General features: G+C 66.4%; 27 protein-coding genes and 1 riboswitch. Of the genes, 13 read left to right on the top strand and 14 right to left on the bottom strand.

The window, feature by feature from the left end:
* Window positions 1-2: 2 nt before the first annotated feature.
* Genes V5734_RS02535 through V5734_RS02525 form a run of 3 tightly spaced genes read left to right on the top strand, consistent with a single transcriptional unit; the run spans window position 3 to window position 1,531 of the window.
* Window positions 3-959, top strand: a complete 957-nt coding sequence (locus tag V5734_RS02535; protein ID WP_347311963.1) for an FAD:protein FMN transferase — start codon at window positions 3-5, stop codon at window positions 957-959.
* A 9-nt stretch (window positions 960-968) separates the two neighbouring features.
* Window positions 969-1,136 carry a hypothetical protein gene (locus tag V5734_RS02530; RefSeq protein ID WP_347311962.1) on the top strand — a complete coding sequence of 56 codons (168 nt, stop codon included), beginning with the start codon at window positions 969-971 and terminating at the stop codon, window positions 1,134-1,136.
* Window positions 1,133-1,531 carry a CBS domain-containing protein gene (locus V5734_RS02525; RefSeq protein ID WP_347311961.1) on the top strand — a complete coding sequence of 133 codons (399 nt, stop codon included), beginning with the start codon at window positions 1,133-1,135 and terminating at the stop codon, window positions 1,529-1,531. Before V5734_RS02530 ends, V5734_RS02525 begins: the two co-directional genes overlap by 4 nt.
* Window positions 1,532-1,587: 56 nt before the next feature.
* Here V5734_RS02525 and V5734_RS02520 read toward each other — a convergent pair whose 3' ends face one another.
* Entirely contained in the window at window positions 1,588-2,244 is a 657-nt protein-coding gene (locus V5734_RS02520; protein WP_347311960.1) for a phosphoribosyltransferase, read from the bottom strand.
* 110 nt (window positions 2,245-2,354) lie between these two features.
* Between V5734_RS02520 and V5734_RS02515 the strand changes: the two genes are divergently transcribed.
* Entirely contained in the window at window positions 2,355-3,404 is a 1,050-nt protein-coding gene (locus tag V5734_RS02515; RefSeq protein WP_347311959.1) for a hypothetical protein, read from the top strand.
* Here V5734_RS02515 and V5734_RS02510 read toward each other — a convergent pair.
* On the bottom strand, window positions 3,358-4,344 hold the full coding sequence (locus tag V5734_RS02510; RefSeq protein ID WP_347311958.1) for a ribose-phosphate diphosphokinase: 987 nt from the start codon (window positions 4,342-4,344) through the stop codon (window positions 3,358-3,360). The two genes, V5734_RS02515 and V5734_RS02510, sit on opposite strands and share 47 nt — an antisense overlap.
* A 174-nt stretch (window positions 4,345-4,518) precedes the next feature.
* On the opposite strand from V5734_RS02510, the gene V5734_RS02505 reads away from it, so the two are divergent.
* The 6 genes from V5734_RS02505 to V5734_RS02480 all read left to right on the top strand — a co-directional run bounded on the left by V5734_RS02505 (window position 4,519) and on the right by V5734_RS02480 (window position 12,397).
* A complete protein-coding gene (locus V5734_RS02505) occupies window positions 4,519-5,544 on the top strand; it encodes a BMP family lipoprotein (protein ID WP_347311957.1) in 1,026 nt (341 codons plus the stop codon).
* Between the two features lie 70 nt (window positions 5,545-5,614).
* Window positions 5,615-7,126, top strand: coding sequence for an ABC transporter ATP-binding protein (locus V5734_RS02500; protein WP_347311956.1), 1,512 nt, complete (start codon window positions 5,615-5,617; stop codon window positions 7,124-7,126).
* The gene (locus tag V5734_RS02495; RefSeq protein ID WP_347311955.1) at window positions 7,123-8,262 is read left to right on the top strand and encodes an ABC transporter permease; all 1,140 of its coding nucleotides are present in this window, start codon (window positions 7,123-7,125) and stop codon (window positions 8,260-8,262) included. Before V5734_RS02500 ends, V5734_RS02495 begins: the two co-directional genes overlap by 4 nt.
* 6 nt (window positions 8,263-8,268) lie before the next feature.
* On the top strand, window positions 8,269-9,540 hold the full coding sequence (locus tag V5734_RS02490) for an ABC transporter permease (RefSeq protein ID WP_347311954.1): 1,272 nt from the start codon (window positions 8,269-8,271) through the stop codon (window positions 9,538-9,540).
* A gap of 100 nt (window positions 9,541-9,640) precedes the next feature.
* Window positions 9,641-10,795 carry a site-2 protease family protein gene (locus tag V5734_RS02485; protein WP_347311953.1) on the top strand — a complete coding sequence of 385 codons (1,155 nt, stop codon included), beginning with the start codon at window positions 9,641-9,643 and terminating at the stop codon, window positions 10,793-10,795.
* 66 nt (window positions 10,796-10,861) lie between these two features.
* On the top strand, window positions 10,862-12,397 hold the full coding sequence (locus V5734_RS02480; protein ID WP_347311952.1) for a PAS domain S-box protein: 1,536 nt from the start codon (window positions 10,862-10,864) through the stop codon (window positions 12,395-12,397).
* Here the strand turns inward: V5734_RS02480 and V5734_RS02475 are convergent.
* Window positions 12,365-13,132 carry a response regulator gene (locus tag V5734_RS02475; protein ID WP_347311951.1) on the bottom strand — a complete coding sequence of 256 codons (768 nt, stop codon included), beginning with the start codon at window positions 13,130-13,132 and terminating at the stop codon, window positions 12,365-12,367. The two genes, V5734_RS02480 and V5734_RS02475, sit on opposite strands and share 33 nt — an antisense overlap.
* 171 nt (window positions 13,133-13,303) lie before the next feature.
* Here V5734_RS02475 and V5734_RS02470 point away from each other — a divergent pair, with 171 nt between their 5' ends.
* Window positions 13,304-13,984, top strand: coding sequence for a helix-turn-helix domain-containing protein (locus V5734_RS02470; protein ID WP_347311950.1), 681 nt, complete (start codon window positions 13,304-13,306; stop codon window positions 13,982-13,984).
* A 281-nt stretch (window positions 13,985-14,265) separates the two neighbouring features.
* A complete protein-coding gene (locus V5734_RS02465) occupies window positions 14,266-15,222 on the top strand; it encodes a LacI family DNA-binding transcriptional regulator (RefSeq protein WP_347313560.1) in 957 nt (318 codons plus the stop codon).
* Window positions 15,223-15,234: 12 nt separating this feature from the next.
* On the opposite strand, the gene cobF is transcribed toward V5734_RS02465, so the two are convergent.
* The 9 genes from cobF to cbiE all read right to left on the bottom strand — a co-directional run bounded on the left by cobF (window position 15,235) and on the right by cbiE (window position 21,966).
* Window positions 15,235-15,987 (bottom strand): precorrin-6A synthase (deacetylating), encoded by a 753-nt coding sequence (gene cobF / locus V5734_RS02460; RefSeq protein WP_347311949.1) that lies wholly within the window; start codon window positions 15,985-15,987, stop codon window positions 15,235-15,237.
* Window positions 15,988-16,044: 57 nt separating this feature from the next.
* Complete coding sequence (locus V5734_RS02455) at window positions 16,045-16,770, bottom strand: CbtA family protein (protein ID WP_347311948.1); 726 nt, start codon at window positions 16,768-16,770, stop codon at window positions 16,045-16,047.
* A gap of 22 nt (window positions 16,771-16,792) precedes the next feature.
* On the bottom strand, window positions 16,793-16,963 hold the full coding sequence (locus V5734_RS02450; protein WP_347311947.1) for a CbtB domain-containing protein: 171 nt from the start codon (window positions 16,961-16,963) through the stop codon (window positions 16,793-16,795).
* Between the two features lie 35 nt (window positions 16,964-16,998).
* A riboswitch (cobalamin riboswitch) is annotated at window positions 16,999-17,216 on the bottom strand.
* Window positions 17,217-17,288: 72 nt separating this feature from the next.
* Window positions 17,289-17,609 carry a DUF1636 family protein gene (locus V5734_RS02445; protein WP_347311946.1) on the bottom strand — a complete coding sequence of 107 codons (321 nt, stop codon included), beginning with the start codon at window positions 17,607-17,609 and terminating at the stop codon, window positions 17,289-17,291.
* Entirely contained in the window at window positions 17,606-18,328 is a 723-nt protein-coding gene (cobA, locus tag V5734_RS02440; RefSeq protein ID WP_347311945.1) for a uroporphyrinogen-III C-methyltransferase, read from the bottom strand. Before cobA ends, V5734_RS02445 begins: the two co-directional genes overlap by 4 nt.
* On the bottom strand, window positions 18,325-19,635 hold the full coding sequence (locus V5734_RS02435; RefSeq protein ID WP_347311944.1) for a cobyrinate a,c-diamide synthase: 1,311 nt from the start codon (window positions 19,633-19,635) through the stop codon (window positions 18,325-18,327). Before V5734_RS02435 ends, cobA begins: the two co-directional genes overlap by 4 nt.
* A complete protein-coding gene (gene cobM, locus V5734_RS02430; RefSeq protein ID WP_347311943.1) occupies window positions 19,632-20,414 on the bottom strand; it encodes a precorrin-4 C(11)-methyltransferase in 783 nt (260 codons plus the stop codon). Before cobM ends, V5734_RS02435 begins: the two co-directional genes overlap by 4 nt.
* The gene (locus V5734_RS02425; RefSeq protein WP_347311942.1) at window positions 20,414-20,788 is read right to left on the bottom strand and encodes a cobalamin biosynthesis protein; all 375 of its coding nucleotides are present in this window, start codon (window positions 20,786-20,788) and stop codon (window positions 20,414-20,416) included. Before V5734_RS02425 ends, cobM begins: the two co-directional genes overlap by 1 nt.
* Entirely contained in the window at window positions 20,785-21,966 is a 1,182-nt protein-coding gene (gene cbiE / locus V5734_RS02420) for a precorrin-6y C5,15-methyltransferase (decarboxylating) subunit CbiE (protein WP_347311941.1), read from the bottom strand. Before cbiE ends, V5734_RS02425 begins: the two co-directional genes overlap by 4 nt.
* Here cbiE and V5734_RS02415 point away from each other — a divergent pair.
* Entirely contained in the window at window positions 21,965-22,714 is a 750-nt protein-coding gene (locus tag V5734_RS02415) for a cobalt-precorrin-6A reductase (protein ID WP_347311940.1), read from the top strand. The genes cbiE and V5734_RS02415 overlap by 2 nt on opposite strands.
* Here V5734_RS02415 and cobJ read toward each other — a convergent pair.
* Window positions 22,690-23,424 carry a precorrin-3B C(17)-methyltransferase gene (gene cobJ, locus V5734_RS02410; RefSeq protein WP_347311939.1) on the bottom strand — a complete coding sequence of 245 codons (735 nt, stop codon included), beginning with the start codon at window positions 23,422-23,424 and terminating at the stop codon, window positions 22,690-22,692. The two genes, V5734_RS02415 and cobJ, sit on opposite strands and share 25 nt — an antisense overlap.
* Window positions 23,421-24,137, bottom strand: coding sequence for a precorrin-2 C(20)-methyltransferase (locus tag V5734_RS02405; protein ID WP_347311938.1), 717 nt, complete (start codon window positions 24,135-24,137; stop codon window positions 23,421-23,423). The genes cobJ and V5734_RS02405 overlap by 4 nt, the downstream gene beginning before the upstream one ends.
* Window position 24,138 lies beyond the last annotated feature (1 nt).

Below are 24,138 nucleotides of genomic sequence, written 5' to 3'. Positions count from 1 at the left end.
CCATGCACATGACCCGACGAGATGTCCTGGCCACGGGGATTGCCGCCTGCATGACGGCCCGCGCGGCCGAGGCCGGACCGGCACGGATCGCCGGACCGGCCTTTGGCAGCAGTTGGCACGTGGTTCTACCGGCGACGGCGGACAAGGCTGCGGCAACCCGCGCGATCATGGCCGAGACCGAGGCCGTCGATGCGGCGATGTCACCTTACCGGGCCGACGCCGACCTTTCCCGGTTCAACGAGGAACGCGGGACCGACTGGGTTCCGGTCGCGGGCTCGCTTTGCCGGGTGCTCGACGCCGCGCTCAGGATGCGGGCACGCACCGGCGGGGCATTCGACCCGACCGTCGGTCCGGCCGTAGGGCGCTTCGGCTTCGGTCCGATCCGCGGCGTTTTCGGCGATGCCGACGGGCTCGCGGTGCGGGGGGCGGCGATCCGCAAGTCTCACCCCGCGACGACGCTGGACCTGTGCGGCATCGCGAAAGGGTACGCGCTTGACCGCATCGCGGCGGCGTTGGCAGCCCTCGGACATCGCGACGCGCTGATCGAGCTTGGCGGCGAGGTCATCGCGTCCGGCCACCATCCGGAGGGGCGGGACTGGCTGGTGGCGATCGAGCGCCCCGGAACCAATCCCGCTACAGCCCAGCGCATCGTACGCCCCGGCAGGCTGGCGCTCGCGACTTCCGGCCTGAGCGCCAATGGCTTCGCGAGCCCCCGTCTCAACCACATCATCGACCCGCGCACCGCCCGGCCCGTGGCGCCGGGGCTTGCCTCCGTTTCCGTGCTCGCCGCCGACGCGGAGACGGCCGATGCCCTTGCCACGGCACTTCTGGTCATGGGGCCGGAGGCCGGCCCGGCGCTTGCCGAAACCCAGGATGTCGCCGCACTCTTCCTCGCTGAGGACGGCAGCGATATCCGAGAGATCATGACCGGCGCCTTCGCCGATCATGTCGAAATTTAGGAGGCTCTGATGGCCACCTTCATCCTGACGTTCCTCATCCTCGCCCTCGCGCTTGCCGGTCTCGGGCTCGGCCTCTTCTTCGGTCGCAAGGCGCCGGCGGGGTCCTGCGGCGGGCTGGCCTGTGTCCCCGGCGCGGCCTGCTTCGGTTGCCGCAAGCGCAAAGGATCAAGCCGATGATCGACCGGCCGAAAGTCAGCGACTGCATGGCACGCGACCTGATCACGCTCGCGCCCGAGATGGAGATCAACAAGGCGCTGCACATTCTCCTCGACCGCCGCATCTCGGGGGCGCCGGTCGTGGATGCGGGCGGCGCGCTGGTCGGCGTCCTGTCGAAGAAGGATTGCCTCCGGGCCGCGCTGAATACCTGCTACTACCAGAACTGGGGCGACAGCGTCGCGGATTACATGAGCCGGGACGTGAAGACACTTGAGGCCGGGATGGACATCGTCGACGCCGCCGAAGCCTTCCTGGCAAGCCCGTTCCGCCGGTTTCCCGTTCTCGCCGAGGGGCGCCTTGTCGGACAGGTGAGCCGTGCCGATATTCTCGGCGCCCTCGCAGGGCAGTGGCAGTGACGTGACGAACAGGCCGCCGCACAGACCATCGCCGGCGGGGCCATCGCCGCTGCTCGCTAGGGCTCATCCGACGGCGGTGCCGCCGCCAGGAGCCGGATCACCTCGTCGTCAGAAGTCTGATCGAACCGCTGGTAGAACGCCCCGATCGCGCCGAGGAAGGCTGGGACGGTCGGACAGATGATGTCATCGACCTCGCCTCGCAACGCAGCCAGCGAATCCGGCGCCGCGACCGGCACCGCGAGGACGACACGCGCCGGGCCTTGCCGGCGGACCGCCTTGAGGGCCGCGCGCATCGTCGCGCCCGTGGCAATGCCGTCATCGACAACGATTGCCGTGCGGTCCTTCAGGTCGACGTGCTTGCGGTCCTTGAGATAGGTCTGCCGCCGCCTTCGGATCACTTCGAGCTGCCCCTCCGCCAGCCGGTCGAGATCAGCGCGCGACAGGCCGGCATGGCGCGCGATCTCGTCGTTCACCACGAGCTCGGGCCGGGCGCCGTCAACCACGGCAGCAGCGGCAAGTTCCGGCTGCGAAGGCACGCCGATCTTCCGCACCATGACGAGATCGAGGGGTGCCCCGAGGACGCGGGCGACCTCGGCCGCGACCGGCACGCCACCGCGCGGCAGGGCCAGGACGACGGGGCGGCTGTAGTCGTGACGCGCCACAAGATCGGCCACTGCCTTCCCGGCCTCGACCCGGTCCCGATAGCCTTGCATCCCGACCTCCTTTCCAGACGGTCCTGAAACCAGCTTCCCAGGTCGGAACCACCGTAAGGTTGACGCAAATCAATGTCGGGCGTCCCGCACCCCGAAAGGATACCACAACCATGCCGGACCGCGCGGAAACCGACCTGCCCGTCACCGCCGCCATCGTTCGTGCGGCGCTGGAAGCCGCGCTTCAAACCGATGTCGAGTTGCGTGAAACGTCGATGGCGTGGGTCTTCCTCACCGAAGGTCAGGTCTTCAAGATGAAGCGTCCGGTTCATCGACGCTTCTTCGACTTCAGCAGCCTCGAAGCAAGGCACCATGCCTGTGACGAGGAAGTCCGGCTCAACCGCCGCCTCGCGCCCGGTGTCTATCTTGGCCTGTCACGGCTGACGCGCACGGGGGAGGGCGATCTCGCACTCGACGGCACGGGCGAGACGGTCGACTGGTTCGTCCGGATGCGGCGCCTGCTTGACGCGCGCTTTCTGGATCACGCACTTGGACTCGGCACGGCGACGGACGAGGATATCAAGGCCGTCGCCGCGGCTCTGGCCGGATTCCACGCGCGCGCACCGGTCGTCCGGCCGACACCTCAGGCCTACCTCGACCGTTACAGCGAAGACATCGAAGGGACCCGTACGGCAAAGACCGACGGACCTTTCCGGCAAAGCGCCGACGTGTTCGGTCGGCTTCTGGCCACGCTCGACGCTGTGCCGCAGCACGAGCCCGGCCTGCTGCTCGACAGGCTCGAACAAGGCCGCGTGCGCGAGGGGCACGGCGACCTTCGGCCGGAGCATGTCTGGCTCGGGCCGCCGGTCCTGGTCATCGACTGCCTCGAGGCCGCGCGCGTTCTTCGGCTGCTCGACCCGTTCGAGGAATATGCCACACTCGCGATGGAATGCAGTGTGCTTGGCGCCGGCTGGGTTGGTCCGTTGTTGTTCGGCCGCGTCTCCGAAACGCTCGACGACAGACCGGGCGAGCGCTTGCTGGCGTTCTACACGGCGCACCGCGCGACCCTGCGCGCCCGGCAGGCACTGGCGCATCTTCTCTCGCCGTCACCAAGGACACCGGAACGCTGGCGCCCCCTCGCGGACCGCTATCTGGCAGCCGCGACTCAGGCGGTCGCTATCCTGGAAAATCGAGCAACTCCACAAGAGACCCGTTCGAGCTGAGCCGTCCGATCGCTTCGGCAAACAGCGGCACGGCGCTGACGATGTGCACCCGCCGGGCAGCATCCGGCGACAAACCGTTGAGCGGCACCGTGTCGGTGACCAGCCAGCGGTCGACAGAAGGATCCGCGACAGCCGCTTCGGCCCCTTCCGTGAAAAGCCCGTGGGCCGCGACGGCAATGACGGTTCCGGCGCCCCCCGCCTTCAGCGCCCGCGCCGCCCGGACCATGGTGCAACCCGAGGCGATCATATCGTCGACGATGATCGCCGTGGCGCCCTTCGCGTCGCCAACGAGAAGGCTACCGCTGACCTTCCCGCCGCTCCGCCGTTTTTCCATGAACGCCGCACCGGCGGAGCGACCGGTGACCCGTTCCAGCATCTCGCGGAAAAGCTGCGCGCGTTTCACGCCACCCGCATCGGGGGACACCACGCTTACCGGCCCTGCGCCGAGGTCCGCGGAGAGGTGGCGGGAGAAAAGGCGGGAGGTGTCGAGATGCCAGTTCGGGCAGCGAAACGCGTTCTGAAACGCCGCGAGATTATGCACGTCGAGCGTGACGACCGCGTCGGCGCCGGCCGCTTCGATCAGGCGCGCGAGGGTCCGGGTGGCAACCGGATCGCGCGCCTTGGTCTGGCGGTCCTTCCGCGCATAGGCGAGATAGGGAATGACGGCCGTCACCCGCGCAGCTCCGTCGTCCTTCACCGTGGCGAGGAAAAACAGAAGCCGGATCAGCCGGTCATTGACGCTTTCGCCGCTGGCCCCGTTCAGACGCTCGACCACGTAGACATCCTCGCCGCGCACGCTGACAAGGGGGCGCGCCTTGTGCTCGCCATCCTCGAACCCGCGCTCTTCGAGCGGGCTGAGCGCGAGGCCAAGGTGGCCAGCGATGGCAGGGCCGAAATCCTCGGCGGCGGACAGGGCGAAAAGCTGCATCGGCGTCTCCATCGCTGAAACCTCCGCGATCATGGTGGATCGGGCGGGATCGGACCTTGATTCCGGTCAGGTTAGCCTCGGCGTGCGTTGATTTCGATCAACACCCGGTTCCGCGTCAGGCGTAGCCTGTTTGGGGAAGGGTGCCACACCGCACCGGTTTCGTCTGCTCCGGAGGAGGATTCCACGATGAACCGACACATGTCCCGCATTGCCCCGCTGGCCATCGCGTTCATTCTTGCCGGCACGACCGCGTTCGCCGCGGATTTCACCGCTTGCCAGGTGACCGATACCGGCGGCATTGATGACAACAGCTTCAACCAGACCGCGTGGAAGGGCGTCCTCGACGCCGAGGAAAAGCTGGGCGTCGGCGGCCGCTTCCTCGAATCTCAGGCAGAGACCGACTACGAGGCCAATATCAACTCGCTTCTCGGCGGACAGTGCGACATGATCATCACGGTGGGCTTCCTTCTCGGCGACGCGACCAAGGCGACTGCCGAAGCCAACCCGGACCAGAAATTCTCGATCGTCGACTACGCCTATGATCCGCCCGTTCCGAACATCCTGGGGCAAGTCTACGCGACGGACGAAGCGGCGTTCCTGTCAGGTTTTCTTGCCGCGGGGATGACCAAGACAGGTGTTCTCGGCACGTTCGGGGGCATCAACATCCCGCCTGTGACGATTTTCATGGACGGTTTCTATCGCGGCGTGGAGCATTACAATGCGCAGAAGGGCGCCAACGTCACGGTGCTCGGCTGGAACCCGGAAACCCGCGAAGGGCTTTTCACCAACAACTTCGAGTCGCTCGACGACGGCCGGGCCTTTGCCCAGAACCTCGTCGATGAAGGCGCCGACATCGTTTTGCCGGTCGCTGGTCCTGTGGGCCTCGGCTCCGCCGCGCTCGCGGACGAACTGGGCGTCGACCGCCTGAAGATCATCGGCGTCGATGCCGACCTCTACTTCACCGATCCAGGAAAGAAGCACGTCTATCTCACGTCAGTGATGAAGCGAATGGATGCAACCGTGCTCGGCGTGATCGAAAAGGCGATGGATGGCACGTTCGAGGGTGGCATTCTCGAAGGCAACTTATCGAATGGCGGCGTCGATCTCGCCCCGTTCCACGACATGGACGCGCTCGTGCCCGATGCGTTGAAGGCAGAGCTTGCGGCGATCCGCCAGGATATCATCGACGGCAAGCTTTCGGTCGGCGGCTGAACTCCGGCGCGTCCCGCCGCCGGTGGCTTCCCCCGCCGGCGGCACCTTATTCTCCGGGCGGGAGGTTTCGTTGGAGGTCGAACTCAGAGGCATCACCAAGCGCTTCGGCCCGGTCGTGGCGAACCGGAACGTGAACCTGACGATCCGTCCCGGCGAGGTACTGGGGCTTCTGGGCGAGAATGGCGCCGGCAAATCGACCCTGATGAACGTGCTTTCGGGACTTTATGCGCCGGATGAGGGAGAGATCCGCGTCAATGGCCAACCGATGCGCTTTTCCGGCCCCGGCGATGCGATCCGAGCCGGTATCGGCATGGTGCATCAACATTTCATGCTGGTCCCGGTCTTCACGGTGGCCGAGAACGTGATCCTCGGGGTCGAGCCAACCGGGCCTCTCGACCATCTGGACCTGCCCCGCGCGCGCGCCGAGGTGCGCGAGATCAACGAGAAATACGGACTCGAGCTTGACCCCGACGCGCGGATCGAAACGCTTCCTGTCGGGCTTCAGCAGCGGGTGGAGATCATCAAGGTCCTCTTCCGCTCGGCCGACTGCCTGATCCTCGACGAACCGACCGCCGTCCTCACCCCGCAGGAGGTGGAGGAGTTCTTCGGAATCGTCAAATCGCTCCGCGATGCCGGAAAGGCACTTGTCTTCATCACCCACAAGCTGGGCGAGATCATCGAGATCGCCGACCGGATCAGCGTCCTTCGCGGCGGCGAGATCGTCGGCGAAGGTGATCCCAAGACATCGACCGAGGCGGAACTGGCCGAGATGATGGTGGGCCGGCCCGTCAGCTTCGACCTTAAGAAATCCCCCACCGCACCGGGCCGCGTTTTGCTGGAGGTCGAGAACCTGACGGTCCTGCGCGACGACGACGAAGTAGCGGTGGACGACCTTAGCCTTCGGGTAAAGAGCGGAGAGATCGTCGGCATCGCCGGGGTTCAGGGCAACGGTCAATCCGCGCTGGTGGAGGCGCTGGTCGGTCTGCAAAAGGTGGCGGCCGGGACGGTCCGGTTCGACGGCCGCGACATCACCACCGCGTCAGCCCGCGACTGCCACCGGATGGGCATCGCCCATATCCCGGAGGACCGCCAGAAAAGCGGCATCATCGGCGCTTTCACCGTGGCCGAGAACATGGTGCTCGACAGCTACTACGGGCCGTCCTACGCGAAAGGGCTGCGCATGGACTGGCGGCGCGTGCAGCGCGACGCGGCGGAATTCTCGGTCGATTTCGACGTCCGCACACCTTCGGTCTTCGCCGCCGCCGGGCACCTTTCGGGCGGCAATCAGCAAAAGCTCGTCGTCGCCCGCGAACTGTCGCGCGACACGCTTCTGGTCATCGCCTCTCAGCCGACGCGCGGGCTCGACGTCGGTTCGGTCCAATATATCCATCGACGGCTGATCACAGCGCGCGATGAAGGCGACGGGGTGCTGATCGTCTCATCGGAGTTGGACGAGATACTCGCCCTCTCCGACCGGGTGCTGGTGATGTTCAAGGGGCGCATCGTCGCCGAGTTCGACGCGGGCGCCGGTCCGGTCGAGAAGGGCCGGGTCGGGCTCGCCATGGCGGGGAGGGCAGCATGAGCGACCCGCAGACGGACCGCGCAGCACTCGTCAATGCGCTTTTGAAACGGGCGGCGCCTGGACGGGCAGAGTTCGAGGATCTCTTCGTTGTCCCGGTCTTCGCCGTCGTGGCCGCCCTGATCCTCGGGGCGCTGACGATGCTCGCGACCGATGTCAGCCTCTCCACCATCGGGCGGTCCTATCTTGCACTTCTGGAGGGGTCGCTGGGTTCGCTCGGCGCGCTGTCTGAGACGCTGACGGCGGCCACGCCTCTGATCATTTCGGGGCTCGGTCTCGCGCTCGGCTTTCGGGCGGGGATGTTCAACATCGGCGCCGAGGGGCAGGTCCTGATGGGCGGGATGGCGGCGGTGATCGTCGGCTTTTCCTTCCCCGGCATGCCTTGGGCGATCCACCTGCCGCTGGCGATGCTGGGCGGTATCGTCGCGGGCGGGATCTATGCCGGCATCGCCGGGGTGCTGCGGGCCACGACCGGAGCGCATGAGGTGATCTCCACGATCATGCTCAACCTGGTCTCCTACAGGCTGCTCGACTACCTCTTGCGCCAGCCCTGGATCCAGAAATCCGGCCGCGCCGATCCGATTTCCGAATCCGTGCTGCCGAGTGCCGAACTGCCGCGCCTCTTGACATGGATCGACCCGAACCTGCGCGTCCATGCCGGGGTCTTCGTCGCCCTCGCGGCAGTTGGCCTGGTCTGGTGGATTCTCTTCCGCACCCGGCTCGGCTTCGAGTTCCGCGCAAGCGGCGAAAGCCCCGATGCCGCGCGCTACGCGGGCATCCGCGCCGGGCTGATCATCGTCTCGGTCATGGCGTTCGCGGGCGGCCTCGCAGGGTTGGCCGGCGCCAACCAGACCCTCGGTGTTCTCGGCCGCGCGACACCGGGCTTTTCGGCCGGGATCGGGTTCAACGCAATTTCGGTCGCGCTTCTCGGCCGGTCTCACCCGGTCGGCGTCCTCTTCGCCGGGCTCCTCTTCGGCGCACTCGAAGCAGGCGGTCGGCAGATGCAGGTCGATGCCGGGGTTTCGATCGACCTCATCGCGATCATTCAGGCCTTGATCATCGTGTTCATCGCCGCGCCGCTTCTCGTGCGCACGATCTTCCCCTGGGGCTTCCGCCGCACCTGGCCAGCGAAGGAGTGACCTCGAATGGCCCTTCTTGCCAATCACGTCCCCGAAGCCGCCACCCGCGTCGATACCGCGCGGCAACGGCAGGCGCGGATCACGGGCGCGATCCTCATCGGTTTCGCCGCACTCGTCGCATTGGTTTTCGCCCCCGGTATGGACGGCGACGCGACCTTCCGCCTCGCCCGGTTCGGAGACACGCTGGCGGTTCCGAACCTCGTCATCCCGGCCGAACCGTCCGCCTACGTCGCCGCCGCCATCCTTGCCTTTCTCGGTGCCCGCCAGTTCCTGCGCGGCGGCCTCAGATGGACGAGCCTGTCGCTTGGCTTCGGCCTCTTCCTTCTGGTTGCGACTTTCCTCGTCTGGGCCACTGCCGGAAAGTCCTTCTCTCTCGTCGGGATGTTGCAGGCGACAATGGTGCGGGCCGTGCCGATTGCGCTTGGCGGCCTGGCCGGCACGCTTTGCGAGCGGGTCGCGGTCGTCAACATCGCGATCGAGGGAATGCTGCTTGCTGGCGCCTTCACCGGCGCGCTGGTCGGGTCGGTCGCGGGCGGCGTGACGGGGCTTGTCGCCGCCGTCGTCATAGGCGGGATCTTCGGCTTCATCCTCGCCGCGCTGGTCGTCACGTATCGCATGGACCAGATCATCGCCGGCGTGGTGATCAACCTCTTCGTTCTGGGGCTCACGTCATATGTGAGTTCGCAGGTCTTTCAGAAGTACCGCGACCTTAACAACGCGCCGGTTTTCGCGGCGAAGAAGATTCCGATCCTCGGCGATATTCCGGTGATCGGACCAATGCTTTTCGACCAGAACATCTTCGTCTATGGCGCGCTGGTCTTGGTGGCGGTCGCAACCTACTACCTCTTTCACACAAGCCACGGGTTGCGGGCGCGGGCGGTCGGTGAACACCCGAAAGCGGCCGACACGCTCGGCATCAATGTCTACCGGACCCGCTACGTCAACGTCACGCTCGGCGGCATGGTGGCCGGGTTCGGCGGCGCCTGGTTCACGCTCGGCTCCGTCGGGCGGTTCGACGAGGGAATGACCGGCGGGCGTGGGTATATTGGTCTTGCGGCGATGATCTTCGGACGCTGGCATCCGGTCGGCGCGCTTGCGGCGGCGCTGGTCTTTGGTTTCGCGGATTCGTTGCAGCAGAAGTTGGCGCTTTTGCAGACGCCGATTCCGTCGGAATTCCTCGCGATGGCGCCCTATATCGCGACCATCGTCCTGGTTGCCGGTCTTGTCGGCCGCGCCCGTGCGCCCGCAGCGGATGGAAAGCCCTACGTGAAGGAGTGAGCGCGGTGTCCTGTCGAGGCGCCCGATCGTTGATCAAGATCAACCGCGGAATCGAGGGCAACTGTACCCTGTTCGCACCAAGGCTTCGCAGGGCATCCCGATGTTCACCAGAGCAGTGCGTCTGTTCGACATCTTCGGCTTCCAGATCAAGGTCGATCCAAGCTGGCTCCTGATAGCCGCGCTGCTCGTCTGGACGCTTTCGGGGGGCTATTTCCCCGACCGCGTACCGGGCCTGAGCTACGGCGACTATCTCGGGCTTGCCGTGATCGCGATGCTGGCCTTCTTCGGCGGACTCATCCTGCATGAACTCGCGCATTCGCTCGTCGCCCGACGCTTCGGGCTCGGCATCGGTGGCATCACGCTTTTCATATTCGGCGGTGTCGCGGAGCTGGACGAGGAACCCGCGAGCCCCGTGTCGGAGTTCTGGATCGCCATCGCCGGTCCGACAATGAGCCTCGCCCTCGCCGCCCTCGCCTGGCTGGTTCATCTCGCGCTCGAAGGCGCCGACGTATCGGCGCCGATGCAAGTCGTGTTCGAGTATCTGGCGATCATCAACCTGATCCTTGCCGTATTCAACATGCTGCCGGCCTTCCCCCTCGACGGGGGGCGGGTTCTCCGTGCCGCGCTGTGGCGAACCTCCGGCGATCTCGTTCGCGCCACGCGCAATGCCAGCGCGATCTCGCAACTCGTCGCGTATGCCCTGATCGCCCTCGGTCTCGTGTCGCTCTTTTCCGGGAACACGGCAGGCGGGCTCTGGCAGATCCTGATCGGACTGTTCCTGATGTCGGCCGCGCGCGGCACCTATCAGCAGTTGCTGATCAAGTCCGCGCTGGGCAACCGGACGGTCGCGAAAATGATGACGGAGAACGTGCAGCTGTCCAGTCCCGACGACACGCTCAGCGGCGTCGTCAATGACATCATGCTCGCCCATGCGGTCAGTTTCGTCCCGGTGACGGAGGGGGAGCATCTGCTCGGCTACGTCGATTCCAGCCTCGTACGGCGGATCGACCGGGAAAACTGGGACAACACCCATGTTGGCGACATCTTCATCGCATCTGACACGGAAAACACCCTTCCACCGGACTTCCCTGCCGACGCGCTTCTCCAGCGGATCGCAAAGACCGGGCGGCGCAAATACCTCGTCGCCGAGAAACAGCGGTTTGTGGGCGTCATCACGCTGACGGACCTCTTGTCCTATCTCGCTGTCCTGCAGGAAATCGGCCCCGGTCGAGCAGCTGCATCGCTGAAAGCCTGAGCCACCGGCATTGACGACACCCTTCACGGTCGCGACACTGGCCGGGAACTGCGGGCCGCGGCGGACATGAACACGGAACCTTCGAGCACGACCCTCCTCGACGCGCTGCTGGACGCGGTTGTGGACGCCATCTTCGTCGCCGATGTTCAAGGTCTTGTCATCCGCACCAACAAGGCGGCCCGCGATCTCTTCGGCTACGACACTGACGATCTGGTCGGTGCATCCCTCGATCTGCTGATCCCGGATTCCGGATCAATACGGCACAAGGATGCCATCGGCCGCTATCTGAAGACCGGGCAGGCCCGTATCATCGGGATCGGTCGCGACGTGGACGGGCTGCGCAAGGACGGAAGCACGTTTCCGCTACATCTCTCGGTCGGACATGCCCGCGTCGACGGCAACGACCTCTTCGTCGGCGTGATGCACGATCTGACCCGGCGCAAGGCGGCCGAACGGGCGCTTGAACAGTCACAGCGGATGGAGGCGCTGGGCGAGCTTACCGGAGGCGTCGCGCATGATTTCAACAACCTCCTGACGGTGATCACCGGCAATCTCGAACTGCTGGAACGGTCGCTTGCGACCGAACCGCAGCGTGAGCTGATGCACGACGCGCTGGAGGCGGCGGAGCTGGGCGCGGCCCTGACGACAAAACTGCTCGCCCTTGCCCGGCGCAGTGTCCTGTCGCCCTGTCTTCTCGACCCGATCTCGACCGTCACGTCCGCGGTGTCGCTCCTGCAACGGACGTTGGGGCCGCATATCCGGGTCGCGTCCGGACATGACGGCACGGTGTGGCCGATCCGGGCGGATCCGACGCAGCTTCAGACCGCGCTGATCAATCTGGCGGTCAACGCGCAGGACGCGATGCCGGAAGGTGGCACCTTGACCGTGTCGATCACGAACGTCGTGATCGACGACAGTTACCTGGCGCAGGAGATCGACGTCAGTCAGGGGGAGTATGTCCGGATCTCGGTGACGGACAGTGGCATCGGCATGGCCGAGGATATCCGCCGCCGGGCTTTCGAGCCGTTCTTCACGACGAAATCACTTGGAAAAGGCACCGGCCTTGGCCTTTCGATGGTTTACGGATTTGTCCGGCAATCGGGGGGTCACGCGACGATCTACAGCGAGCCCGGCCTTGGCTCGACCATCAGCCTCTATTTCCCGGCGACGACCGACGCCGCTGTCGCCGGCGCGGCGCGGCCCGAATACGCGGCCGAGGTCGCCAATACAGGTGCCGGCCAGATGATCCTCGTCGTCGAGGATGACGAAGCCGTTCGCCGCCTGTCAGTGAACCGGATCGAGGCGCTCGGCTATCGAACCCTGTCTGCCGGCAATGCCGACGAGGCGTTGACGGTGCTTGCGGACAATCCCGACATCCACGCGATGTTCGCCGATATTGTCATGCCGGGCATGATGAACGGCTTCAGCCTCGCCGAGCGGGTGCGGTCAGAGCGGCCGGATATCGCCATCCTGCTCACATCCGGTTTCGCGGCCGACCTCGATACGCGCGGGGCCGAGGAGTTCACGCTGCTGCAAAAACCCTATCGGCAGGCCGAGCTGGCCACGCGATTACGCATATTGCTGTCCAGGCGCCGTGGGTGAGGCCGGCTGACGCGACACCTTGGCGGTGAAGATGTAGCCCACGCCGCGCACCGTCTTGATCAGTTTCGGATCGCCCGGCACGTCCTCGATCTTCTTGCGCAGGCGCGCCACCTGATTGTCGATCGTCCTGTCGAGCGGCGACCAGCCGGGACCGTTCAGAAGGTCCATGATCTGCTCGCGTGACAGAACCCGACGGGGATGTTCAAGAAAGACCTGCAGAAGCTTGAAGTCGCCGCCAGTCAGATCGACCGCTTCTCCGGACGTATTGAAAAGCTCCATCGTCGACGCGCGGGCGACGAAACCATCGAAAGCGAAATCTTCCTCCGCGCGCTCGTCCGGCGTGGCGGGGGCCGCGACGACCGGGGCGGCATGCGCGCGACGCAGGACGGAATGCACCCGTGCTAGAACCTCGCGAATATGGAACGGTTTCGAAATGTAATCGTCCGCGCCGACTTCCAGGCCAACGACCCTGTCGATCACGTCGCCCTTTCCGGTGACCATGATGATCGGAACCGCGGACACCTGGCGGACTGCGCGAGCAATCTCGATACCACTCTCGCTGCCGAGGTTCAGGTCGAGGGTAATGAGCCCGAGTTGCCCATCCTTGATCGCTTCAAGGACGTCGGCCTTGCTCGTGGCTTCGCGCACCACGAAGCCGTCGCCCTCAAGGCACCGTCTGAGCAATGTTCTGACACCTGCGTCGTCTTCGACAACGAGCACCGTAGTCCCGGCCATCGCGCGTCCCCCGGGGGTTTTCCCTTTGATATCAGTGTCGAAAAAACATTCAACACATAGAATTCAATCGACGGTCAGCAGAAACGCGCCCGTTACACTTTGATACATTACCCATGACAGTGCTGAGACATTACCACGTCAGTGTGTGATCCACCAACCTCGGGGGCAATCATGCAATCAGCGCTTCACTTCGACGCCCGACAGGCTCAAGGCGATATCGGTGTCCATGCTCCGCGGCGCAGATCGCTGTCCGACCCTGTTCCGCGTCGGATTCAGACAGGCCAGCACCTGTTCCACGAACGCGACTCGGCGCATTTCGTCTATCAGATCGTCTCGGGGGTCGTGCGGCTCACCCGGCTTCAGAAGGACGGGCGCCGCCAGGTCATCGCCTTCGGGTTTCCCGGTGACGTGGTTGGGCTGCCCTCGGACGGCCGGCACACGACGGAGTGCGATGCGATTGCCCCTTGCGAGATCCTGGCGCACCGCTGCACGACCCTCATGCAACCGGAACTCGATCCTGACCTCCATCGCTTCCTCATGCAGGCGGCACTCGACGAGATCCGGTTCCTGCAGGATCACTTCCTGATGCTGGGCCGGCGTCTTGCGCTGGAAAAGACCGCGGCCTTTCTCACGCTCCTTCTCGACCGCATCGGAGAGTCGCTTGGGGCCTACACGCTCGTCCGACTTCCGATGAACCGGTCCGACATCGCCGACTACCTCGGGCTCACGCCGGAAACGGTCAGCCGCACAGTCACCGAACTCCGGTGCCGCAAGGTGCTGGCACTCGATGACGCGAACACCGTGGTCGTGCTTGATCCCAACGCGCTTCGCGACCTTGCCGACGGCGCGTGAACCGCTCCTTCATCAAAAGCTGGCAGCCGCGTTGGCCGAGGCGCAAGCGCCATTGATCGGTTGCCGCCCCCCGAATGACAGCCGGAAACACACTCTTGGCCCGCCCGGCCAGTTAGCGCTAAATATTCCGGCTCATCTTTGCTTTGACATGCTCTCCTTTAGCGCTAATCAGGAAATGGGCAACATTCCCGGGGAGACGCTACGTGGGCAGCAACGAACCAACCGAATCGCACCGGACACTGACACTCCGCGACGTGTCCGAGGCGTCGGGAGTGTCGGAGATGACGGTCAGCCGGGTGCTTCGAAATCGCGGCGACGTTTCGGCAGCCACCCGCGAACGGGTCCTCGAAGCCGCCAAGCGCCTTGGTTACGTCCCGAACAAGATCGCCGGAGCGCTGGCCTCCCAGCGCGTCAATCTCGTCGCGGTGATCGTGCCATCGCTGTCGAACCTCGTCTTTCCCGAGGTTCTGAGCGGTATTTCCGAAGAACTGGAGGATAGCGGCCTCCAACCGGTCTTCGGTGTCACCAACTATTCCGCGGAACGCGAGGAGGCGGCGCTCTACGAAATGCTGTCCTGGCGGCCGTCAGGGGTGATCGTCGCCGGGCTTGAACATACCGACGCCGCCCGCGCCATGATGAAGAATTCCGGCATCCCGATCGTCGAGATCATGGATGTCGATGGTGAAGCGATCGATTCCGTTGTCGGCATCTCGCACCGGCGGGCGGGTGAGGAGATGGCTCGCGCCATTGTAGCGTCCGGCTATCGCCGCATCGGCTTTCTCGGCACGAAGATGCCCCACGATCACCGCGCCCGCAAACGCCTCGAAGGGTTCGAGGCGGGCCTCGCGGAGGCCGGGATCACGCTTGCGGACCAGGAATTCTATTCCGGCGGCTCGGCGCTCCTGAAGGGGCGGGAAATGACGGAGGCGATCCTTCAGCGCTCTCCCGACCTCGATTTCCTGTATTATTCCAATGACATGATCGGTGCAGGCGGCATGCTCTACTGCCTTGAGAAAGGCATCGACGTACCGGAGCGGATCGGCATGGCGGGTTTCAACGGGGTGGATCTGCTGGATGGGCTGCCCCGGCGGCTTGCAACGATGGATGCCTGCCGGCGCGAAATCGGCCGCCGCGCGGCGGCAATCATCGCCGGGCACAGCGACAGCGGGCTGATTGGCGGCGAACGGGTCGAACTCACCCCCGTGCTTCAGCTTGGCGACACGATCCGGAAGCGCTGACGCCCGAAACGGTCAGCCACGGCGCAGAATGTAGATGTCCATGATCCAGCCGTGCCGCGCCCGCGCCTCTGCCCGCGTGGCGATGATCTTCTGTGCGGTCTCACCGAGGGGGCCGGACAGGATGATCTCTTCCTCCATGCCGACATAGGCGCCCCACCAGATCGTAACGCCCGCCGGCGGAACGGACTGGAACGAGCACTCACCGTCGAGCATCACCGCGACCGTATCGACGCACTCCGGCCAGCCGTCGTCGCGAAGCCGCCGGCCCGTGGTCACGATGAACGGCGAACCGATTTCGTTGATCGGGATCGCATGGGAGGCAGTGAGCGCCTGAAGTGACGTGATCCCGGGTATGACCCGGACGGAAATGGCGAGATCACTGCCGACCCGTCCAGCGATGCGCAATGTGCTGTCGTAGAGCGAAGGGTCGCCCCAGACCAGCAGGGCTACACGCCCAGACTGGCCGATTTGAGCAAGAATAGTGTCTTTCCAGACCTCTGCGATGGCATCGTGCCATGCATCGACACCGGCATGGTAGTCCGGATTGGCGACATCGCGGACCGGCAGGTCGAACTCGGCGATGCGCGTTGCGGGATTGGTCACGACCTCGGCGCAGATCGCGCGGCGCAGATCGGCCAGATCGGCCTTCGCCGTGCCCTTGCGCGGGATCATCACCAGATCGGCCGCGTTCAGCGCCTTGATCGCCTGCACGGTAAGGTGATCGGGGTTGCCCGTCCCGATCCCGATGAGAAATAGGTCGATCATCGCACCCCCGAAGGCGAGTTGCCCCGCGCACAGCCATGCGCGGGGCTTCGGTTCATGTCACACGGACTCTTTCGCCCAAAGCCGCCCTGCGAGCCAGCCGAGAACCACCCAAGCGGTGAAACCGACACCCAGCGCCCTGGCCGCGAATTCGCCCGCGAGTTCCGGCGGCGCGACGCCGAAGTACCCGTCGGGATGCGGTGCACCGATCACATGTGGGGCGGCCAGCAGGGCACCCGCCACGACTGCGGGAACTATCCCCCGCCCGAAAGCCAGAAGGGCCAGCGCCGCGCCGGTCGCGATAACGGTGCCAAAGTACCAGATCTGGCGATCCGTGATGTCGGCAGCGACCGATCCCGGCAATTCCGGGGGCAATCCCATGGCCGGGGCGAGCTGGAATGCCGCATAACCGGCAATCCCCCAAAGAAGCCCGTCGCGCGGGCCAACCTCCTGGCCAAGCTGGTTGGCGAGCGCAAAGCCCGCGATCAGGAGAAGGCCGTAGCCCGCATAGGTGAGTCCGGTGAAAAGCACCGTCAGCACGTTGCGGCCGAGCGGCGATCCCTCGGCACCGCCGTCTCCGTGATCATGCGCGGCCTCGCCCGCCGCATGGTCGTGGCCAACCTCGGCGCCGGCAGTCCCAGCACCGGCAAAGTGGACCAGCGCCCCGGTTTCATATTCCTCACCCAGAAGGATCAGCTCCTGGATGAAAGCGAAATGCAGCAGGGCCGCAAGCAGCCCCGCTGCAAAGCCGGCGATAAGCCCGCCGGCCAGCATGCGTTGGATCATTGGTTCGGACCGTCCGGCCTGCTCAGTGGCAGGGGAATCCGGTCGCGTGGCGCATGTCATGCGCGGCGTCGTGCAGCGTCGCCGACTGGGCGTGCCCCGCGAGGAACAGCACCGTGGCCCCGACGAGGGCGACGAAAACGATGGACAGAAGCCCGGTGGACGTCTTGGCGGCGGAATGTGTGGTCGCGTTCATGTCTTTTCTCCTTGCCGTCACACCCGACGGCGTTCGCGTTGCCTTCACGCATGGCCGGTCTCCTGACTTGCGGGTCGCTGCGTGCCTTCCACCTTCCCGGAGGTTGCCCCCAGTGGCCACTGGAAAGCCGCTCGCCGCTTACAGTCGCGGGGGCGGTTGAGGCTTCGGGTGCCGCCTTTGGTCCACCCTACCCCATTCCCGTTTCGGTCCGGACGCTTTGCGCCGATCGGACACCATGCCCCTCCATCTGCCAGCATGCCGGGCTTCGGGTCAAGGCGGTTTGCGCCGCCGGGCAGGCGTAATGCGACCTTGTTGCGGCGCGCGCTCAGCCCGGGATGCGGGCGAGCGCCTTTTCCCGGAGACTGCCGAGCGGGCGCGCATCGGCGAAGGTGCCGTCGGACGAGGCAGAATAAAGCCGCAGGAACGTCAGAAGGTTCGGAATGTCGGCTTCGGTCACATCGCCGAAGAGATAGGCCGTCTTGCCCTTCGCGCGGAACGCGACGGTCGAAGGTCGTGTGCAGCCCGACATGCAGTCGGTTTCGCGCACGTCGCAATCGAGGCCGGCCGCCGCCGCCTTCAGTTCGGCCGCAAACCCGGCCTGGCCCGCCGGGCAGGTCCGGCAGACGGTGACCGTGATCCGGCTCATTCCCCCTCCGCGAGCGGGCCGAGCAGGATCAGCGCCGGCCCGTCCGCCGCCTCTTCCGCGATCAGCCGCTCCATCGTCGTCAGAGTGCCGCGCACCAGCTTTTGCGCCGGGGTAGACACGCTTTCCGCCAATAGCGCCGGTGTGTCAGGCGCCATCCCGGCCCCCTGAAGCCGCCGGGCAAGCTCGGCAAAAGTGCGCTTGCCCATGAAGACGACGGTCGTTGCAGTCGGATCGGCGAGCGCCGCCAGGTTGATGTCCTCCGGCAGGGCACCCGTGACGTCATGACCGGTGACGAACTGCACCCGCCGCGCCGTCAGGCGCCGTGTCAGCGGAATCCCCGCCGCCGCGGCCGCCGCCATCGCCGAGGTGACGCCGGGAACGATCTCGTACCCGATCCCTTCCGCGCGGACCGCCGTGATCTCCTCCTCCAGCCGTCCGAACATCCCGCAATCGCCGGATTTCAGCCGCACGACCTTGGCCCCGGTGCGGGCATAGTCGATGAGCAGCCGGTTGACGTGGTCCTGCCGGGCCGAGGGCCGCCCCGCCCGCTTGCCGACGCCGACAAGATCAGCACCCGCGCGAGCATGCGACAGGATCGGGCCCGAGGAGAGGTCGTCGAACAGGATGACATCCGCCGCCTGCAACCGCGCGACCGCCCGCACGGTCAGAAGCTCCGGATCGCCCGGACCGGATGAGACGAAGCTGACGAAACCGCTCATGTCGCCTCCGCGATGAGGTGAAAGAAGGTGCCCGTGGCGAGCCCCCGGCGCGATCCGGTCTCAGGCACCGCATCGCCATTGGCGTCCACCACCCGCGCCAGCGCCATATCGGGTTGGTCGAGGATGGTCGAGTAGTGAAACTCGTGCCCCCTGAGGTGCGCACCGGGCCCGAATCCGGGAATCGCCGTATCGAGCTCGGCAAGCCGGTAGCCGAGATGCATCTTGCGCTTCTCGAACGAGGTGACGAGGCCGAGAAGCCCAGCCATCTGGTGCCGGGCCCCGTCGCGGTCGACGATCGCCTCGCCCATCGCCATGTAGCCCCCGCATTCGCCGTGGACGGGTCTGGTCTCCGAAAACCGTCTCAAACCTTGCCGAAAACGGGTTGCGGCAGCCAGTATCGGCCCGTGCAGTTCCGGGTATCCGCCCGGCAGCCAGCAGCAGTCGGCACCGTCGTCGGGGCTCTCGTCGGCAAGCGGCGAGAACGGCAGGATCTCTGCCCCCGCGGCCCGCCAGCCGTCGAGGAGATGCGGGTAGACGAAGGAAAACGCCGCGTCGCGGGCCAGCGCGACCCGCTGACCGGGCGGGGTCACGCGCAGCGGCGGCACGGCCGGCAGCGTGCCCGCATTGGCGGCGGTCCGAAGCGCCTCGAGATCGACATGCGCGGCAACGAACGCGCCAGCCTCGGCGATGATTCGATCCAGTTCCGGCGTCTCCTCGGCCTGGACGAGGCCGAGATGCCGCTCCGGCATTTCGATCGTCGCCCTGCGGGGAAGGGCCCCGAAGACGCGGATCCCCGCCGTTTCCATGCCGGCCCGGACCAGCGCCTCGTGGCGCGGGCTCGCGACGCGGTTGAGGACGACACCGGCCACTTCGACATCCGGCCGAAACGCGGCGAAGCCGTGCGCCACGGCCGCCGCCGACTGCGCCTGGCCGGAGACGTCGAGGACCAGAACGACCGGCCAACCGGTCAGCGCAGAAAGGTCGGCCGACGCCCCCGTTCCCGCCTCGCCACGCAAGGCGACGCCATCGAACAGCCCCATCGAACCTTCCGCCAGCACCAGATCGGCATCGGCGGCCGCGCCGATATGCCCGGCGATGCGGTCCGCCCCCATCGCCCAACTGTCGAGGTTCACCGATATCCGCCCCGATGCCGCCCGGTGAAAGGCCGGGTCGATGTAATCGGGCCCGCTCTTGAACGGCTGAACCGTCAGCCCGGCGTCACGGAACGCGCCGAGAAGGCCAAGCATCAGCGTGGTCTTGCCGGTGCCGGAAGCGGGGGCCGAGATGATCAGGCCGGGTGGGGTCATGATGTCTCCGGAAAGCGTGGGCTGGTGCCGACCGGCCGGTAGCGCCGGTCGTAATCACCGGCATAGAGCCTGCTTTCGTCGAATTCCTCGGCCCCGAGCGAATGGCCGACGAAGATCAGCGCGGTCCGCTCCATCTCCGCCCCGACTGCGGTTTCCAGCGTCGCGAGCGTAGCGCGAACGATGCGCTGATCGGGCCAGCTCGCCCGCCAGATCACCGCGACGGGGCAGTCGGCGCCGTAATGCGGCGTCAGCTCCGCGACGACCCGGTCGAGTACATGGATCGAGAGATGGATCGCCAGAACCGCGCCGGTGCGGGCGAAGTTCTCCAGCGTTTCGCCCGGCGGCATCGAGGTCGCCCGGCCGGAGGTGCGGGTAAGGACGACCGACTGCACAACACCGGGCAGCGTCAGCTCGGCCCCAAGCGCAGCCGCGCCGGCGGCAAAGGACGGAACGCCCGGCGTCACGTCATAGGGGATACCGAGCGCGCGCAGGCGCCGGAGCTGCTCGCCCATCGCCGACCAGACCGAAAGATCGCCGGAATGCAGGCGCGCCACGTCGTGGCCTGCCGCATGGGCGGCGGCGATCTCGGCGATGATGTCGTCCAGCGCCATCGGCGCCGTGTTGACGATCTTCGCACCCTTCGGGCAATGCGCCAACACGGCCTCTGGCACCAGCGATCCGGCATAGAGGCAAACCGGCGACGCCGCGATCAGATCGCGGCCGCGCAGGGTCAGCAGGTCCGCCGCTCCGGGACCGGCCCCAATGAAATGCACCGTCATCATCCGTCTCCTTCCGCGATGGCGGCGGTCACCGTGCCATCGGTTGAAATCTGCCGCGCGCAGCAGAGCCGCGCGCCCGGTCCAGCGGCAACGAGGGCGGCCGCCTCCGCCACGCTTCCGGTGCCGAACCGCGCCTTGATCCGGGCCGAACGGGTCGTGGTCGGGCACCCTCTCAGCGCCGCCTCGTCCAGCGCGACAACCTCGAGTCCCTCGGAAGCCGAAAAGCCCAGAACAGCCGCCGTTTCGGCCCTTTCCTTCAGGGTTGCAAGCCGATCCACCGCTCCGGGCGCGCGTGACAGCGCCTTCTCGGCAGCATCACGCAGCGCCGCCTCCGTCGCCCCGCCCCGGCAGCCTATTCCCAGGACGCGGATCATCGGACGACGCTCCACTGCACCACAGGCCGCGCCGCAACCCAGCCGCGCATCCGGCCAAGCGGCGCCGCCTCGGCCAGGTCGATCCGCATCAAGGCCCCGCCACGCGCCGCATGCTCGGCCGCGAGAAGGGCTTCCGTCTCAAGCGTGACACCGTTCACGACCACCCGAGCGCACGGCGACAGAACGGACCACAGGTCCGCAATCAACTCGTGGCTTGCCCCCCCGCCAATGAAGACCGCATCCGGCGCGTCAAGGCCCTTGAACGCCTCTGGCGCACGGCCCGTGACAACGCGCAAACGATCGTCGACGCCGAAGCGCGCGGCGTTCTCGACAATGTTCGCCACGCGGTCTTCCCGGGTCTCGACGGCAATCGCCCGCCCGCCGGCAAGGCACCATTCGACCGAGATCGACCCCGAGCCCGCCCCGATATCCCAGAGGAGTTCACCGGGGCGCGGCGCGAGGGTGGAGAGGGTGATCGCGCGCACCGGACGTTTGGTGATCTGGCCATCGCTCGCGAACAGCGCGTCGGCCAGACCAAATCCACGCATGAGGCCTGGCGCACCGGCAACCTCCAGTGCCACTGCAACCGGGGCGCCGATATCGGTCAGATCGAATGCATCGGCGCGGCAGGTGCGGACGCGCTGCCGGGGGCCACCCATGCGCTCCAGCACATGGATGCGCGTGGTGCCGAAGCCCCGCGCGACCAGCCAGGCCGCAAGCGCGGCAGGCGCGCTACCGTCCCGGACCGTCGCGATGATCGCGGCGCCGGGGTGCAAGTAGGCGACCATCCGCGCGAACGGAGCCGCGTGGAGGCCGAGACAGATGCAGCGCTGGATCGGCCAGCCGAGATGCGCGGCGACGAGAGAAAACACGGAAGGCGCCGGGATGGTCCGGAACTCCCCGCGCGGCACATGGGCCGCGATGCTCGTTCCGGCGCCGAACCAGAAGGGATCGCCGGAGGCCAGAACGACGACTTTTCGTCCCCTTTCCGCAAGAACAGGGTCGATATCGAACGGTACCGGCCAGGGCCGCCCCCGGTCGCCCGCCCCCGCAAGTTCGAGGTGCCTTGGCCCCCCGAAAATGATTTCGGCTTGGACAAGCGCCTCGCGGCTTGAATCCGGAAGCCCGGCGTGACCATCTTCCCCGATACCGACGATGGTAAGCCAGGGATCAGACATGACGCGCGTCCTTCTTCTGGGCGGAACGGCCGAAGCCAGTGTGATCGCGCGGCGGTTCGCGGCGCAAGGGATCGACGCGGTCTATTCCTATGCCGGCCGCACTGGCGCGCCGGTCGCGCAGCCCTTGCCGACGCGGGTGGGCGGGTTCGGCGGCGTAGAGGGGCTTTCGGCTTGGCTGGTGGCAGAGCGCATCACCCATATGGTCGACGCGACCCATCCCTTCGCGGCCGGGATGAGCCGGAATGCCATCGCCGCCGCCGCCGCGACGGGCCTGCCGCTTTGCGGCTACGAACGCGCGGCGTGGGAAGCCGGCGAAGGTGACGACTGGACCCATGTCGCCGATATAGAGGCGGCCGTCGATGCGCTGCCGGAAGAACCCTGCCGCGTCTTCCTCGCCATCGGCCGCCAGACTATCTCTGCCTTCGCGGCCAAGCCCTGGCACCAGTACCTGTTGCGCCTGGTCGATCCGCCGGAAGGACGGTTGCCGCTGCCCGACGCCGAAATTGTCGTCGCTCGTGGTCCGTTCACCGAAGCCGGCGATCTGAAGCTTCTGAAGACCCGCCGCGTCAACCTGATCGTCACCAAGAATTCCGGCGGTGACGGTGCGCGGGCCAAGCTCGACGCCGCCCGGGCTTTGCGGATTCCGGTGATCATGATCGACCGGCCCGTCCTGCCGCCGCGCAGGATCGCGCGGGAGGTTGCGGACGTGATGGCGTTCCTCGGTCATCCGGCCGACCTCGGCGTGTAGACGAAGCGCCCGACCCGACGGGTATCGGCATTACCGAGGATCACGACGGTGCGCATGTCGGCCATCTCGGACGTCGCTTCGGCCAAGGTCACGGTCATCAGCCGCTCTGCCGGGGTCGTCACCGCCCGCGCGAAGGAAATGAGCCGATCCGGCCCGCATTCCGCACGCAGGATGTCGAGCGCGCGGGCGAACTGGTGCGGCCGGCTTTTCGAGCGCGGGTTGTAGAAAGCCATCGCGAACCCCGCCTGAGCGGCGAGCCGAAGGCGGCGCTCAATCAGATCCCACGGCTTGAGGTTGTCCGAAAGATTGATCGCGCAGAAATCATGCCCGAGCGGCGCGCCGAGCCGGGCGGCGGCGGCGAGCATCGCGGTGATGCCGGGGAGAATTCGGATGTCGAATCCGCCCGGGTCGGGCCGCGCCTCCAGCGCCTCGAAGAGCGCCGAGGCCATCGCGAAGACGCCGGGATCGCCGGACGAAACGACGACGACGCGCTTTCCATCCGCCGCCATGTCGAGGGCATGGCCAGCACGGTCAAGTTCCACGCGGTTGTCGGAGGGGTACAGGTTCAGTCCGGGACGGGGCGCGACGCGGGCCACGTAGGGAATGTAGCCGACCACATCGGTCGCCTCGGCCAGTGCCTCGCGGACCTCTTCCGTCACCAGCGCCTCGTTTCCCGGCCCAAGGCCGGCAACCGCGATCCAGCCGGTCATGGCCGCCGACCCTGGCCGTGGACGACGACGATGGAGAAATAGGGTGTGACCTCGTCAGCCTCGGACAGTCGCTGCACGCGCTGGCCCTCCATCGTGCCCCGTTCCACAATCCATGCCGCCCCGAGCCGGCCGGCCGTCGCCAGAGCCCGACGCAGCTTCGGAAGGTTGCGACCGATCTTCATCACGACGAGCGCATCGGCCTCGCGGGCGCGGGCGGCGAGCTCGTCCTCGGGCAACGTCGCCATCAGGACGGTCAGCACATCGTCGCCCCAGGTGATCGGCACTCCCGTCGCGGTCCAGCATCCGGACATGCCGGTGATCCCGGGGACGACCTCAACCTCGGCCCGGCCTTGCAGGCGCGAATGCAGGTGCATGAACGAGCCGTAGAAGAACGGGTCACCCTCGCAGAGGACGACGACAGTCTCTGTTGCGGCCAGACTGGCCAGTTTCTTGGCCCAATCCTCGTAGAATTCCGCAAGTAACCGGTTGTATTCGGGATCGGAGAAATGGATCTCGGTCGTGACCGGGTATTCCATCGGATATTCCTTGACGCCGGCACCGATCATCCCGTTCACGATCTGTCGCGCCTGACCGGCACGCCCGGCTTTGCGGAAATAGGCGACATGGGCGGCGGACCGAACCAGCCGGTCGGCGCGGACGCTCATGAGTTCGGGATCGCCGGGGCCGAGGCCGACACAGATGACCTTGCCCATC

The sequence above is a fragment of the Defluviimonas sp. SAOS-178_SWC genome (assembly GCF_039830135.1).
Lineage (GTDB): Bacteria > Pseudomonadota > Alphaproteobacteria > Rhodobacterales > Rhodobacteraceae > Albidovulum.
Note: the sequence above shows the minus strand (reverse complement) of the source record. Positions and strands in the feature narration are given on the sequence as shown.